This window comes from Streptomyces xiamenensis, assembly GCF_000993785.3.
GTDB classification, from domain to species: domain Bacteria; phylum Actinomycetota; class Actinomycetes; order Streptomycetales; family Streptomycetaceae; genus Streptomyces; species Streptomyces xiamenensis.
The window spans coordinates 2,646,698-2,659,597 of record NZ_CP009922.3 but is presented as its reverse complement, the minus strand read 5'-3'; the positions used below and the strand labels follow the sequence as shown (position 1 = coordinate 2,659,597).

Here is a 12,900-nt window from a genome sequence, read left to right as displayed (position 1 = left end):
CGCTGTGCGCTACGCCGTCCAGCGGCTCACTCCGTCTGCACGCCACTGCCCCCGCCCCCGGGGCGGTCAGCCCAGGCGCGAGCGGTGCTTCACCGTCGCCTTCTCCGTCTTGCCGTGGGTCTTCGCCGCCACCGCCCGGGCCTGGTGCTCGGCCTCCTTGACCCGCTCCGGGGTCAGCGCGTGCTTTCCGTGACCGGCTGTTTCCCGTTCGTGGTGGGCCCGGTGCTTCGACATCGTCACCGTCTCCTCGATCGCGTGCGTCGTCGCGTTCGCATCCCCTGTCCCCTTTGTCCATCCTCTCTCCACCCGTCCCGGATAGCATCCCGGCATGGGAAACGGCCAGTGGTTTCCGGCGGAGTGGGCGGGCCGGGTGCGTGAGTTCGTGCGCGGGGAGATCACGCCCGCCGTGCCCCGGCGGGCCGCCACCGTGCTGCTCACGCGCGAGGGGCCGGGCGGGCCGCAGGTCTTCCTGCTGCGGCGCCGGCTGTCCATGGGGTTCGCGGCCGGCGCGTATGCCTACCCGGGCGGTGGTGTCGATCCCCGGGACGCCGCCGCCGACGCGGTGGCCTGGGCCGGACCGGGGCGCGAGGAGTGGGCCGAGCGGCTCGGGGTGGACGCGGACGGCGCGCAGGCCATCGTGTGCGCCGCCGTCCGCGAGACCTTCGAGGAGTCGGGCGTCCTGCTCGCCGGGCCCGACCCCCACACCGTCGCCGACGACACCACCGGCCCCGGCTGGGAGGCCGACCGCGCCGCCCTGGCCGCCCGCGAGCTCTCGCTCGCCGCGCTCCTCGCCCGCCGCTCCCTCGTGCTGCGCAGCGATCTGCTCACCGCCCGCGCCCGCTGGATCACCCCCGAGTTCGAGCCGCGCCGCTACGACACCTGGTTCTTCAGCGCCGCGCTCCCGGTGGGACAGCGCACCCGCAACGCCTCCACGGAGGCCGACCGCACCGTCTGGCTGTCGCCCGCCGAAGCCCTGGCCGGTTACGCGCGCGGCGAGATGGTGATGATGCCGCCGACCGTCGCCACCCTCCGGCAGCTCGCCGCCGGCCCGCACCCCACGCCCGTGGGGCCCGTCGAGCCCGTTCTCGTACGGCTGCGGACCGAAGGCCACCAGATTGTGCTCAGCTGGCCTGGGCATGACGAGTTCGAAAGGCGGGTGGAGAGATGAGCGACGCGACCGCGCTGCCCGGCGCGCCCCGGATCGGATCACCGGCCGGCCCGGCCACCGAGCGCGCCACCTGTGTGCTCGCGCCGAACCCCTCGGCGATGACCCTGGACGGCACCAACACCTGGATCCTCGCCGAACCCGGCTCCGACCGCGCCGTCGTCCTGGACCCGGGCCCCGAGGACGAGACGCATCTGCGCCGGGTCGCCGAAACCGTCGAGCGGGCCGGACGCCGGGTGGCGTACACCCTGCTCAGCCACGGCCACCAGGACCACAGCGGCGGCGCCGCCCGGTTCGCCGAGCTGACCGGCGCCCCGGTACGCGCCCTCGATCCCCGGCTGCGCCTCGGTGACGAGGGACTGGCCGCCGGGGACGTGCTCACCGCGGGCGGCCTGGAACTGCGCGTCATCGGCACCCCGGGGCACACCGCCGACTCGCTGTGCTTCCTGCTGCCCGCCGACAACGCGCTGCTCACCGGCGACACCGTGCTCGGCCGCGGCACCACGATCATCGCCCACCCCGACGGCCGGCTCGGCGACTACCTCGACTCGCTGCGCGCCATGCGCCGGCTGACCGAGGACGAGGGGGTCCGTACCGTACTGCCCGGCCACGGCCCGGTACTGCGCGACGCCCTGGGCGTCATCGACTACTACCTCGTGCACCGCGCCAAGCGCCTGGCCGAGGTGGAGAACGCGGTCGAGGACGGCTACCGCACCGCGCCCGAGATCGTCGCCCACGTGTACGCGGACGTGGACCGCGCCGTGTGGCCGGCCGCCGAACTCTCCGTCCTCGCGCAGCTGCAATATCTGCGCGAGCACGGGCTGATCCCACCGGACGCCCCGGACGGCGCCCCGTCCGAGTAGGGAGGCCCGCCGGCACCCGCGTCGCGCTCGGCCGGGGGCATGAAAAAGCACACCGGCCACCCGCGAGGGGTGTGCCGATGTGCTCAGCAGGTCCGGATCTGGATCCGGGTCCGGGTCCCGGCCGGGTCAGCGGGAGCGGCGCGCCAGCCGCTCGATGTCCAGCAGGATCACGGCCCGGGCCTCCAGCCGCAGCCAGCCACGGGCGGCGAAGTCGGCCAGCGCCTTGTTGACGGTCTCCCGGGAAGCGCCCACCAGCTGGGCCAGCTCCTCCTGGGTGAGGTCGTGCACCACGTGGATGCCCTCGTCCGACTGCACCCCGAAGCGCCGCGACAGATCCAGCAGCGCCTTGGCGACCCGGCCGGGAACGTCCGAGAAGACCAGGTCGGACATGTTGTCGTTGGTGCGGCGCAGTCGGCGGGCCACCGCGCGCAGCAGCGCCGCCGCGACCTCGGGCCGTACGTTCAGCCAGGGCTGGAGGTCGCCGTGGCCCAGACCGAGCAGCCGTACCTCGGTCAGCGCTGTGGCGGTGGCGGTGCGCGGGCCCGGGTCGAACAGGGACAGCTCGCCGATCAGCTCACCGGCGCCCAGCACGGCCAGCATGTTCTCGCGGCCGTCGGGCGAAGTGCGGTGCAGCTTGACCTTGCCCTCGGTGACGACATAGAGCCGGTCGCCCGGATCGCCCTCATGGAAGAGGGTCTCACCCCGGGCCAGGGTGATCTCGGTCATGGAGCCGCGCAGCTCAGCGGCCTGCTCGTCATCGAGCGCCGCGAAGAGCGGGGCGCGCCGCAGAACGTCGTCCACGAGTTCTCTCTCCTTGTCGGCCAGGCCGTGAAGGGTCATGCACCCCTCATCATGCCGGACACCACAGCAGTGCTATCAGTCACAAGTTTGACTTACCGGGAAAGCCCGGACAGCGCCAGGGGCTGATTCGGGTGACGTATGGGGTGAGCGCCCCACGATCGTCGGTGTGGCCGTTTACGCTGGCCGGGTGGCCAACGGCCCTGTGCACGTACGGGGCTGGGCCACCCGGAGAGACCAGGAAGAGAGGCCGGGAGGGTGAACGCGACGGCGAATTCCGCTGATGGCGAACGCGGGGCGGCCGGGTCGGCGAAACCGGCACGAAAGCCCGCGCGGAGCCGTACGGGCGGGCCGGCGGCGTCGGGAGGATCCGCCGGGGCGGGCACCGCCGCCACCCCCGCGAAGCGGACGAAGCAGGCGAAGCAGGAGAGCCGTACGGCCCTGGTGCGCCGGGCCCGCAAGATCAACCGCGAACTGGCCGAGGTGTACTACTACGCACACCCCGAGCTCGATTTCGAGAACCCGTTCGAGCTGCTGGTCGCCACCGTGCTGTCCGCACAGACCACCGACCTGCGGGTGAACCAGACCACCCCCCGGCTGTTCGCCGCCTACCCCACCCCGGCGGCGATGGCGGACGCCGATCCGGCCGACGTGGAGGAGCTGATCCGCCCCACCGGCTTCTTCCGCAACAAGACCAAGTCGCTGATAGGGCTGTCCACGGCCCTGCGCGACCGCTTCGACGGCGAGGTGCCCGGCCGCCTGGAGGACCTCGTCTCGCTGCCCGGTGTCGGCCGCAAGACCGCCCACGTGGTGCTCGGCAACGCCTTCGGCAAGCCGGGGATAACGGTCGACACCCACTTCCAGCGGCTGGTGCGGCGCTGGAAGTGGACCGAGCAGACCGACCCGGACAAGATCGAGGCCGAGGTCGGGGCGATCTTCCCGAAGAAGGACTGGACGATGCTCTCGCACCGGGTCATCTTCCACGGCCGCCGGATCTGCCACAGCCGCAAGCCCGCCTGCGGCGCCTGCCCGATCGCGCACCTGTGCCCCTCCTTCGGGGAGGGTGAGACCGACCCGGAGAAAGCGAAGAAGCTGCTGAAGTACGAGATGGGCGGCTATCCGGGGCAGCGGCTGAAGCCGCCGGCCGACTACCCGGGCAAGCCCGCCCCGGCGGCGGGCGGCGAGCCGGCCGGCTGAGCGGCCCGCCCCCGTACCGCTGCCGCCCCCCGCGCCGCCGCAGCCGCCGCACCACCGCCCGCCGCCCCCACCGACCGGGGCATCAGCGCCATCCGCCGCCAGCGAAGGGACCATCCCATGACCCCGCGCGACGCCCGCCGCGCCGAGCCACCACCGGTGCGGGTGAGCGCCGAGGGGCTGCCGTCCTGGCTGGAGCCGCTGGCGGAGGTGGCCGTGACCCTGCGGGCCGGGCAGCTCAGCCGCTGGCTGCCGCCGCCGCACGGCGGGCGGCCCTCCGCCGTCCTGGTGCTGTTCGGGTCCGGGCCGCACGGCCCCGAGCTGCTGCTCCTCGAACGCGCCTCCAGCCTGCGCGCCCACGCCGGCCAGGCGTCCTTCCCCGGCGGAGCCCTCGATCCGGAGGACGGCGACCCGGCCGGTCAGGGCCCGCTGCGCGCCGCCCTGCGCGAGGCCGAGGAGGAGACCGGCCTCGATCCGGCCGGGGTGCGGATCTTCGCCGTGCTGCCCCGGCTGTACATCCCGGTCTCCGACTTCACCGTCACCCCCGTCCTGGGCTGGTGGCGCGAGCCGACGCCGGTGGCGCCGGTGGATCCGGCCGAGACGGCGCGGGTGTTCACGGTGCCGGTATCCGAACTGGCCGACCCGGCACGGCGCCGCAGCGCGGTGCACCCCTCCGGATACCGCGGTCCGTGCTTCCTGGTCGGCGACACCCTGGTGTGGGGGTTCACCGCCGGGGTGATCGACCGGGTCCTGCATTTCGCCGGCTGGGAGCTTCCCTGGGACGCCGATCGGGAGATACCTCTGGCTCCCGGGGCATGAACCGCCCATACATGAGAGCGTGTCGGGCATGAATATGCTCGACGTGCTGCTGCTGCTGGCCGCCGTGTGGTTCGCGGTCGTGGGCTACCGGCAGGGCTTCGTCGTGGGGATACTGTCCGTCGCCGGGTTCCTGGGGGGCGGACTCATCGCCCTCTACATCCTCCCCGTGATCTGGAACCGGATCAGCTCCGGCGCCGAACCCGGGCCGATAGGCGTCATCGTGGCGGTCGTCATCGTCATCGTGTGTGCCTGCTCGGGCCAGGCGCTCACCACCCACCTCGGCAACAAGCTGCGCCGCCACATCACCTGGTCACCGGCCAAGGCGCTGGACGCCACCGGCGGCGCGCTCGTCAACGTGATGGCCATGCTGCTCGTCGCCTGGCTGATCGGTTCCGCGCTGGCCACCACCACCCTGCCCACCCTGGGGCGTGAAGTACGCACCTCCCGGGTGCTGCTGGGCGTCTCGCAGGTGATGCCGGTCGAGGCCGGAACCTGGATGAATGACTTTTCGGCCATTCTCGCCCAGCACGGCTTCCCGCAGGTCTTCGCCCCGTTCACCAACGAGCCGATCACCCGCGTCGATCCGCCGGACCCGGCGCTGGCCGGCAGCCCGGTCATCGAGCAGGCGGCCGGCTCCATCGTCCGCGTCTCGGGCACCGCGTCCGGCTGCGGAAAGGTCCTGGAGGGCAGCGGCTTCGTCTTCGCCGAGGACAAGGTGATGACCAACGCCCACGTGGTGGGCGGGGTCACCGAGCCCACCGTGCAGATCAGGGGCGAGGGCAAGCTGTACGACGGCCGGGTCGTGCTCTACGACTGGGAGTCCGACGTGGCCATCCTGGACGTGCCGGGACTCGACGCGCCGCCGCTGGAGTTCAGCGACCGCGACGCGCTCTCGGGCGACGACGCCGTCATCGCCGGCTTTCCGGAGAGCGGCCCCTTCGACGTACGGCCGGCCCGGGTGCGCGAGCGCTTCACCGCCAACGGCCCCGACATCTACCGCCGGGGCACCGTGAGCCGCGATGTCTACTCGCTGTACTCGATGGTCAGGCAGGGCAACTCGGGCGGCCCGCTGCTCACCCCGGAGGGCGAGGTGTACGGCCTGGTGTTCGCCAAGTCCCTGGACGACGACAACACCGGGTACGCGCTCACCCTGGAGGAGATCGAAGACACCATCGAGCGCGGCATGACCGCCACGGCGCCCGTGGACAGCCAGAACTGCGCGATGTGAGACCGGGCGCACCCGCCCGCTCCCGTCCCCGTCCCGGGCCCACGGGCCCCGGTGGGTGGCGCTGTTCTTCCGCCGTGCCGTTCCCGGGTCCGGGCGGGCGGGCCGCGCACCCGCGCGCCGCCGTCCGTCCGTCCGGAGTCAGGCCGGCTGTTACTAGCTTCGCGGATGCCGCAGGCGCGCGCCGACCCAGCGGGCCCGACGGCGCAGGATATGCGGAAAGCCGATCGGCGGATCCGGGAAACCACCCTCCGGAAACCGCCGCACGGCGCTGCCCGGCGCCCGAGCGGCGGCTCCTTTGCCGCTGCGATTACGTGCCACGTCACGGTAGTCGTGCGTCCAGCCCATACTGGGCTCCCTGCCCGGGCCCCAAGGTCAGTAACCTCCCGGTGGCCGGGGAATCGGACTATGCGCCAGGCATGTGTGCGCGGAGGGCACGGGCCGTCAGCGGCGGTCGGGCTCGGGGTCCTTCAGCCAGTCGATGAGTTCGGTGCTGAACGCCACCGGATCCTCCTCGTGCGGGAAATGCCCCAGACCGTCGAACAGCCGCCACCGGTACGGGGCCTCCACGTACTCCCCGGATCCCGCCGAACTGCGCGTGCGCAGCACCGGGTCGAGCGAGCCGTGCAGATGCAGCGTGGGCACCAGCACCGGCCGCTTCATCCGCCGGTTGAACTGGATGCCGTCCGGGCGGGCGATGGAACGCACCATCCACCGGTACGGCTCTATGGCGCAGTGCGCCGTCGACGGGATCGTCATCGCCTGCCGGTACACCCGGACCGTCTCCGGCTCCGGCTGCCGCGGCCCGGACCACTCGGTGAGCATCGTGCCGACCGCCGCCGCGTCGTCCGCGACCAGCTGCCGCTCCGGCAGCCAGGGCCGCTGGAAGCCCCACACTGAACCGCTGGCCAGCGTCTGCTTCGGGTCGCGCAGCAGCGCCGAGCGCCAGCTGCGCGGATGCGGCATGGACGCGACGACCAGCCGCCGGACCAGCTTGGGCCGCATCACGGCCGCCGTCCACGCCAGATAGCCGCCCAGATCGTGGCCCACCAGGGCGGCGTCCGGCTCCCCGAGGGAGCGGATCACGCCGGTGACGTCCAGGGCGAGATTGGCCGGGTCGTAGCCGCGCGGAGTGCGGTCGGAGCCGCCGACGCCGCGCAGATCCATCGCGACCGCCCGGTAGCCGGCCTCCGCCAGTGCGGTGATCTGATGCCGCCAGGTCCACCAGAACTGTGGGAAACCGTGCACCAGCAGGACGAGCGGACCATCACCCTGCTCGGCGATGTGGAATCTGGCGCCGTTGGCCGCCACATGGCGGTGCGTCCACGGCCCGTCGCGCAGCACGACCGCGGAACGGGCCTCGGAGTGTCCCTCGGAGCTCATACGGGCGTGCCGGCCTTGCCGTTCGCGGCGGCCCGCGGGTGCGGCCGTACCCCGGACAGCACGGACGCGGACTCCTTGGCCGAACGGATGGACCGTTCCGGCGGGGAGATCCGCTTGAACTTGGCCGCCGCCAGCGCGGCGAAGATCCCCGCGATCAGCAGGAAGACACCCGCCGTGACGAGGAAGGCGATGGCCGGCGGGGCACCCCACCAGGCGCGGATCCAGAACGCCAGGGCGATCGCCAGCAGCGGCAGCGCCACCAGCGCCAGGACACCGGCGATGACACCCACGACACCGCCCAGTTTCACGCGCTGGACGTCCTGCCTGATCTCGGCCTTGGCCAGCGCGATCTCGTCATGCACCAGTCCGGTGAGATCGTCGGTGGCCGAGGCGACCAGCTCTCGCAGGCTGCGGCCCTCGTCGGCTGCGTCGCTCATCGCGTTCCCCTCTTCCCTCTCCAGGAGGCTCGTGCCGTTGCTGTGTGTGACAGTAGTGCGCGTGGTGCGCCGACGCCGCCCGAGCGGCCGTTTGACGCCCTGTCGTAGCCCTGGGGAGTGATCACAGCCGCCCCGCCCCCACTCGTTCGGCCCCCCTGCATGGTATGCGGGACAGGGCGCCCCACACGCGCGAGGGCGCCCGGCGGGTCGCCGGACGCCCTCGTGCGTCGCTCGGATACGGGGTGGGTCACTCGTCGCGGGCGGCCCCGGGGAGCTTGGCCTGGATCAGATCCATCACCGCCGAGTCGGTCAGGGTGGTCATGTCCCCCAGCTCACGGTTCTCCGCGACATCGCGCAGCAGCCGGCGCATGATCTTCCCGGAGCGGGTCTTGGGCAGTTCGTCCACCGGCAGGATGCGCTGCGGCTTCGCGATCGGCCCCAGCACCCGCGCCACGTGCTGTCGCAGCTCCTCGACCAGGGCGCCGTCCTCGTCGGAGGCGTCCACCGCGCCGCGCAGGATGACGAACGCGCAGATCGCCTGCGTGGTCGTCGGATCCGTGGCGCCCACTACGGCCGCCTCCGCGATCCGGGGGTGGGAGACCAGCGCGGACTCGACCTCGGTGGTGGAGATGTTGTGGCCGGACACCAGCATCACGTCGTCGACCCGGCCCAGCAGCCAGATGTCGCCGTCCTCGTCCTTCTTGGCACCGTCACCCGCGAAGTAGCGGCCGGGGAAACGCGACCAGTAGGTGTCCAGATAGCGCTGGTCATCGCCCCAGATGGTGCGCAGCATGGACGGCCACGGCTCGGTGAGCGCCAGGTAGCCGCCGGATCCGTTGGGCACCTCGTTGCCCTCGTCGTCCAGCACGGTGGCCGAGATGCCCGGCAGCGGCACCTGTGCCGAGCCGGGCTTGGCGACCGTCACCCCGGGCAGCGGGCTGATCATGATGCCGCCGGTCTCGGTCTGCCACCAGGTGTCGACCACGGGGGTGCGGTCGGCACCGATGTGCTTGCGGTACCAGATCCACGCCTCGGGGTTGATCGGCTCACCGACCGAGCCCAGGATCCGCAGGCTGCTCAGGTCGAACTGCGCGGGGATGTCGTCGCCCCACTTCATGCAGGTGCGGATCGCGGTGGGCGCGGTGTAGAGGAGGGTGACGCCGTACTTCTGCACGATCTCCCACCACCGGCCGTTGTGCGGGGTGTTGGGTGTGCCCTCGTACAGCACCTCGGTCGCGCCGTTGGACAGCGGTCCGTACACGATGTACGAGTGCCCGGTCACCCAGCCGACGTCGGCCGTGCACCAGTACACGTCGGTCTCCGGCTTGAGGTCGAAGACCGCGTGATGGGTGTAGGAGATCTGGGTGAGGTAGCCGCCGGTGGTGTGCAGGATGCCCTTGGGCTTCCCGGTGGTGCCGGAGGTGTAGAGGATGAACAGCGGGTGCTCGGCGTCGAACGCCTGCGGGGTGTGCTCGGCGGGCTGGCGCTCCGTCACCTCGTGCCACCACAGGTCCCGGCCCTCCTGCCAGGGGATGTCCTGGCCGGTGCGGCGCACCACCAGGACGTTGCGCACCCGGCCGGCCACCCCGGGGCGGGTGAGGGCCTCGTCCACGGCGGGCTTGAGCGCGGAGGGCGCGCCCCGGCGGTAGCCGCCGTCGGAGGTGATGACCACCTTGGCGTCGGCGTCCTCGATGCGGGCGGCGAGCGCGTCGGCGGAGAACGCTCCGAAGACCACGGAGTGCGGGGCGCCGATCCGTGCGCAGGCCAGCATGGCGACGACGGTCTCGGGGATCATCGGCAGGTAGATGGCGACCCGGTCGCCCGCCTGGACGCCCAGCTCGGTGAGTGCGTGCGCCGCCCGGGAGACCTCGCGCAGCAGCTCGGCGTAGGTGAGGGACCGTGAGTCGCCCGGCTCACCCTCGAAGTGGATGGCCACCCGGTCGCCGTTCCCTGCCTCCACGTGCCGGTCCACGCAGTTGTAGGCGACGTTCAGCGTGCCGTCCGCGAACCACTTGGCGAACGGCGGATTGGACCAGTCGAGCACCTCGGTCGGCTCGTTCTGCCAGCTCAGCCGGCGCGCCTGCTCGGCCCAGAACCCCAGCCGGTCCTCGGCGGCCTCGGCGTACGCCCCGGCGGTGACATTGGCGTCGGCGGCTACCTCGGCGGGGGGAGCGAACCTCCGCTCCTCCGTCATGAGATTGACCAGGCTCTCGTTACCCACAGTCCAGCTCCCTTGCGGCGTGGTCCCACTGCTGTGTCCCAGGGCACACCCCATCAGCACCACGTCCCTTTGACAAGGGAATGCCCCCCGAGTGCGGCGAACGGTCCCCACCCGGCGCCGAACGGTTCCGGAGACCGGTGGGGACCGCCCGCCGTGTGCCGCCCGCCGCCGGTCCCGCGGCGGGCGACCGGGCCGTCAGGCCGTCAGGACATCGGGCCGTACCGGGGTGAACACCGGCGGGCCCGCCATCGGGGTGCTCCCTTCGTGCTCCAGCACATAGGCCTGTGCCTCACCGACATGGAAGTACATCCCGCGCAGCGCCAGGGAACCTTCGGCGAGCCGCTGTGCCACGCACGGGTGCTGGGCCAGATGGTCCAGCTGCTGCACCACATTGGCCAGGCACAGTGTCTCCAGCTCATCGGCCGCCGGCCGCCCGGCCAGCATCGGCCGCGCGTCGTCCGGCGCGGTCAGCCGCGCCACGCTGGGTCGGCCGTGCCGCAGCCACCGGCCGAGCGAGTGGGCCCCCGGCACGGCGAGCCCGCCGTCCACGGTGGCCTGCAGCGCCTGCATCGCGCCGCACCCCGAGTGCCCGCACACGGTGATGGTCGGGACGCGCAGCACCGTCACCGCGTACTCGATGGCCGCGGCCACGGAGTCGTCGGAGGTCTCCGCGCCGGGCAACGGCACCAGATTGCCCACGTTGCGCACCGTGAACAGGTCGCCGGGACCGCTGGAGGTGATCATCGAGGTGACCAGCCGCGAGTCGGCACAGGTCACGAAGAGCTGCCCGGGCTGCTGCCCCTCGGTGGCGAGCCTGGCCAGCTCCTTGCGCACCAGGGGAGCGGTGTGCCGCTGGAAGTTGCGCACCCCGCCCATCAGCCGGTCGTCGTCGCGCCGCCCGCCCGGCACCTGGCCCTTGGGGGCCGGGCTGGCCGTGCACTGGTGGTTGTGCCACGGCGTCCAGGGCCGGCAGCGGTGGGAGGCCTCCGGCTCGGCCACCACCTGCCCGGAGCGACCGGTGATCTCCACCGCCGCCCCGTGCGCGATGTGCGCGGTGCGCCAGTCGTGCAGCGTCTCGTACGCGGCGTGGTCCATGAAGGACCCGTCCAGCTCCACCGACGCCGGGGCGTTCTCGGGGACCTGGGCCAGCGCCCGGCTGAGCCGGGGCACCGCGAGGAACGTCAACTGACCGCGTACCCGCACCAGGTGACTGCCGTCGGGCCGCCGCTCCTGGCTGATCCGGGTCTGGGTGAGCCGGTGCAGCGCGATGGCCACCGCCATCGCGATGCCGATCGCCACCCCTTCCAGTACGCCCAGCAGTGCCACCCCGAGGGCGGTGGCCGCGTACACCACCACCTCCCGGTGCCGGGTGACGGTGCGGATGTGCGTGATGTTGACCATCTGGATGCCGACCACCATCACCAGTGCGGCGAGGGTGGTGAGCGGGATCTCCTCCAGCAGGGCGACGAGCAGCCCGGCGGACAGCAGCACCCAGCAGCCGTGCAGTATCGAGGACCAGCGGGTCATGGCCCCGGCCGCCACATTGGCCGCGCTGCGCACCGCGACCCCGGTGACCGGCAGCCCGCCCAGCGATCCGGAGAGCAGGTTGGCCGCGCCCTGTCCGCGCAGCTCCCGGTCCAGGTCGGCCTTGGGCACCCGTGGCCCGCCCTGTCGCTGCCGCGCCGCGGCCAGCTTGTCCACCGCGACGGCCGACAGGAGCGACTCGACGCTCGCCACCAGGGTGATGGTGAGCACGGCGGCGATCAGGCCCAGCACCGGGCCCTCGGGCATCTGCGGCAGCGCGTGGCTGCTCCAGGAGGGCAGGTCGACCCGTTCGACCCCGGCCGAGGTGGCCCAGGTCAGCACGGTGGCCAGGGTGACGGCGGCCAGCGCGGCGGGGAACGCCTTGCGTACGGTGCCGCCGGCCCGGCCGGGCAGCCGGGGCCACAGCAGCAGCACGGCCACCGTGAGCGCGCCGATCAGCAGCGAGGTGGTGTGCGGCTGCGCCAACTGGCCGGGGAGCTGGGCGAGGTTGGCCAGCGCCTCGCTCTCCGGGCTGCCGCCCAGGACGATGTGGAGCTGGGCGAGCGCGATGGTGATGCCGATGCCGGCGAGCATCCCGTGCACGATGGCGGGGCTCACCACCAGGGCGGCTCTGGCCACCCGCAGTGCGGACAGTCCGAGTTGGGCGAGCCCGGCCAGTGCCGTGATGGCGCAGGTGACGCGCCAGCCGTACTGGATGATCAGCTCGGCGGTGACCACCGTGAGGCCGGCGGCGGGGCCGCTCACCTGGAGTGGGGCACCGCCCAGCCAGCCGACGACGATCCCGCCGACGGCGGCGGCCACCAGCCCGGCCTGGAGCGGGGCTCCGGTGGCCAGGGCGATGCCCAGGGAGAGGGGCAGCGCGATCAGGAAGACCGAGATCGAGGCCGGCAGATCGGCGCGCAGCACGGGGCGGCGTCCGCTCGCGGGCGGTGGGGAGGAAGGGGGTGGGGTGGATGAGGTGGGCGCGGGGGCGCAGGCGGACATTTCCGTCTCCGTCCAGGTCCAGTGTTCAGAACCGAGAGCAGCCACGCTTGGTGACGGTATGACTACTCTCAAGCATTGGTAAACGAAGAGTAATGCCGCGTAAAGCAAGTTTCTAGAGCAGATCCCCGATCGGCGGACAAGTTCCGCCTATTGAGTGAAGTAATCATAAAAGCCGCTTGTCGTACAAACATCTCACCGGATTTACGGAGAGGTTGAGTCCAGGTCGGACCACCCCGGCCACCAGGCACTCAGTACGGCGGGAGGAC

At 72.3% G+C, this 12,900-nt stretch carries 12 protein-coding genes; 5 read left to right on the top strand and 7 right to left on the bottom strand.

Annotated features, from left to right (window positions below; translation table 11 throughout):
- Nucleotides 1-66 precede the first annotated feature (66 nt).
- Nucleotides 67-234: a hypothetical protein gene (locus SXIM_RS27405; protein WP_158708055.1), complete on the bottom strand. Its 168-nt coding sequence runs from the start codon at nt 232-234 to the stop codon at nt 67-69.
- A 94-nt stretch (nt 235-328) separates the two neighbouring features.
- Here SXIM_RS27405 and SXIM_RS12170 point away from each other — a divergent pair, with 94 nt between their 5' ends.
- Both SXIM_RS12170 and SXIM_RS12165 read left to right on the top strand, forming a co-directional pair.
- Nucleotides 329-1,168: an NUDIX hydrolase gene (locus tag SXIM_RS12170; RefSeq protein ID WP_030735433.1), complete on the top strand. Its 840-nt coding sequence runs from the start codon at nt 329-331 to the stop codon at nt 1,166-1,168.
- Entirely contained in the window at nt 1,165-2,028 is an 864-nt protein-coding gene (locus tag SXIM_RS12165; protein ID WP_046723938.1) for an MBL fold metallo-hydrolase, read from the top strand. The genes SXIM_RS12170 and SXIM_RS12165 overlap by 4 nt, the downstream gene beginning before the upstream one ends.
- Nucleotides 2,029-2,154: 126 nt before the next feature.
- On the opposite strand, the gene SXIM_RS12160 is transcribed toward SXIM_RS12165, so the two are convergent.
- Nucleotides 2,155-2,829, bottom strand: a complete 675-nt coding sequence (locus SXIM_RS12160) for a Crp/Fnr family transcriptional regulator (protein ID WP_030735429.1) — start codon at nt 2,827-2,829, stop codon at nt 2,155-2,157.
- 255 nt (nt 2,830-3,084) lie between these two features.
- On the opposite strand from SXIM_RS12160, the gene nth reads away from it, so the two are divergent.
- The 3 genes from nth (at nt 3,085) to SXIM_RS12145 (ending at nt 6,067) form a co-directional block, all read left to right on the top strand.
- On the top strand, nt 3,085-4,023 hold the full coding sequence (gene nth, locus SXIM_RS12155) for an endonuclease III (RefSeq protein ID WP_168222762.1): 939 nt from the start codon (nt 3,085-3,087) through the stop codon (nt 4,021-4,023).
- 117 nt (nt 4,024-4,140) lie between these two features.
- Entirely contained in the window at nt 4,141-4,839 is a 699-nt protein-coding gene (locus SXIM_RS12150; RefSeq protein WP_030735425.1) for an NUDIX hydrolase, read from the top strand.
- A 28-nt stretch (nt 4,840-4,867) separates the two neighbouring features.
- On the top strand, nt 4,868-6,067 hold the full coding sequence (locus SXIM_RS12145) for a MarP family serine protease (protein ID WP_030735423.1): 1,200 nt from the start codon (nt 4,868-4,870) through the stop codon (nt 6,065-6,067).
- A 153-nt stretch (nt 6,068-6,220) separates the two neighbouring features.
- Here SXIM_RS12145 and SXIM_RS28090 read toward each other — a convergent pair whose 3' ends face one another.
- The 5 genes from SXIM_RS28090 to SXIM_RS12120 form a co-directional block, all read right to left on the bottom strand.
- Nucleotides 6,221-6,412: a hypothetical protein gene (locus SXIM_RS28090; RefSeq protein ID WP_078846898.1), complete on the bottom strand. Its 192-nt coding sequence runs from the start codon at nt 6,410-6,412 to the stop codon at nt 6,221-6,223.
- A 96-nt stretch (nt 6,413-6,508) separates the two neighbouring features.
- Nucleotides 6,509-7,447, bottom strand: a complete 939-nt coding sequence (locus SXIM_RS12135; RefSeq protein ID WP_030735421.1) for an alpha/beta fold hydrolase — start codon at nt 7,445-7,447, stop codon at nt 6,509-6,511.
- Nucleotides 7,444-7,884 (bottom strand): phage holin family protein, encoded by a 441-nt coding sequence (locus SXIM_RS12130; protein WP_030735420.1) that lies wholly within the window; start codon nt 7,882-7,884, stop codon nt 7,444-7,446. The genes SXIM_RS12135 and SXIM_RS12130 overlap by 4 nt, the downstream gene beginning before the upstream one ends.
- Before the next feature lie 247 nt (nt 7,885-8,131).
- On the bottom strand, nt 8,132-10,105 hold the full coding sequence (gene acs / locus SXIM_RS12125; RefSeq protein WP_030735418.1) for an acetate--CoA ligase: 1,974 nt from the start codon (nt 10,103-10,105) through the stop codon (nt 8,132-8,134).
- Nucleotides 10,106-10,300: 195 nt separating this feature from the next.
- A complete protein-coding gene (locus SXIM_RS12120; RefSeq protein WP_046723936.1) occupies nt 10,301-12,634 on the bottom strand; it encodes a SulP family inorganic anion transporter in 2,334 nt (777 codons plus the stop codon).
- Nucleotides 12,635-12,900: the final 266 nt, after the last annotated feature.

What these genes read in the sequence shown, in the direction of transcription:
- SXIM_RS27405 (WP_158708055.1), bottom strand. Translation starts at nt 234, where the DNA reads ATGTCGAAGCACCGGGCCCACCACGAACGGGAAACAGCCGGTCACGGA.
- SXIM_RS12170 (WP_030735433.1), top strand. Translation starts at nt 329, where the DNA reads ATGGGAAACGGCCAGTGGTTTCCGGCGGAGTGGGCGGGCCGGGTGCGT.
- SXIM_RS12165 (WP_046723938.1), top strand. Translation starts at nt 1,165, where the DNA reads ATGAGCGACGCGACCGCGCTGCCCGGCGCGCCCCGGATCGGATCACCG.
- SXIM_RS12150 (WP_030735425.1), top strand. Translation starts at nt 4,141, where the DNA reads ATGACCCCGCGCGACGCCCGCCGCGCCGAGCCACCACCGGTGCGGGTG.
- SXIM_RS12145 (WP_030735423.1), top strand. Translation starts at nt 4,868, where the DNA reads ATGAATATGCTCGACGTGCTGCTGCTGCTGGCCGCCGTGTGGTTCGCG.
- SXIM_RS28090 (WP_078846898.1), bottom strand. Translation starts at nt 6,412, where the DNA reads ATGGGCTGGACGCACGACTACCGTGACGTGGCACGTAATCGCAGCGGC.
- SXIM_RS12135 (WP_030735421.1), bottom strand. Translation starts at nt 7,447, where the DNA reads ATGAGCTCCGAGGGACACTCCGAGGCCCGTTCCGCGGTCGTGCTGCGC.
- SXIM_RS12130 (WP_030735420.1), bottom strand. Translation starts at nt 7,884, where the DNA reads ATGAGCGACGCAGCCGACGAGGGCCGCAGCCTGCGAGAGCTGGTCGCC.
- SXIM_RS12120 (WP_046723936.1), bottom strand. Translation starts at nt 12,634, where the DNA reads ATGTCCGCCTGCGCCCCCGCGCCCACCTCATCCACCCCACCCCCTTCC.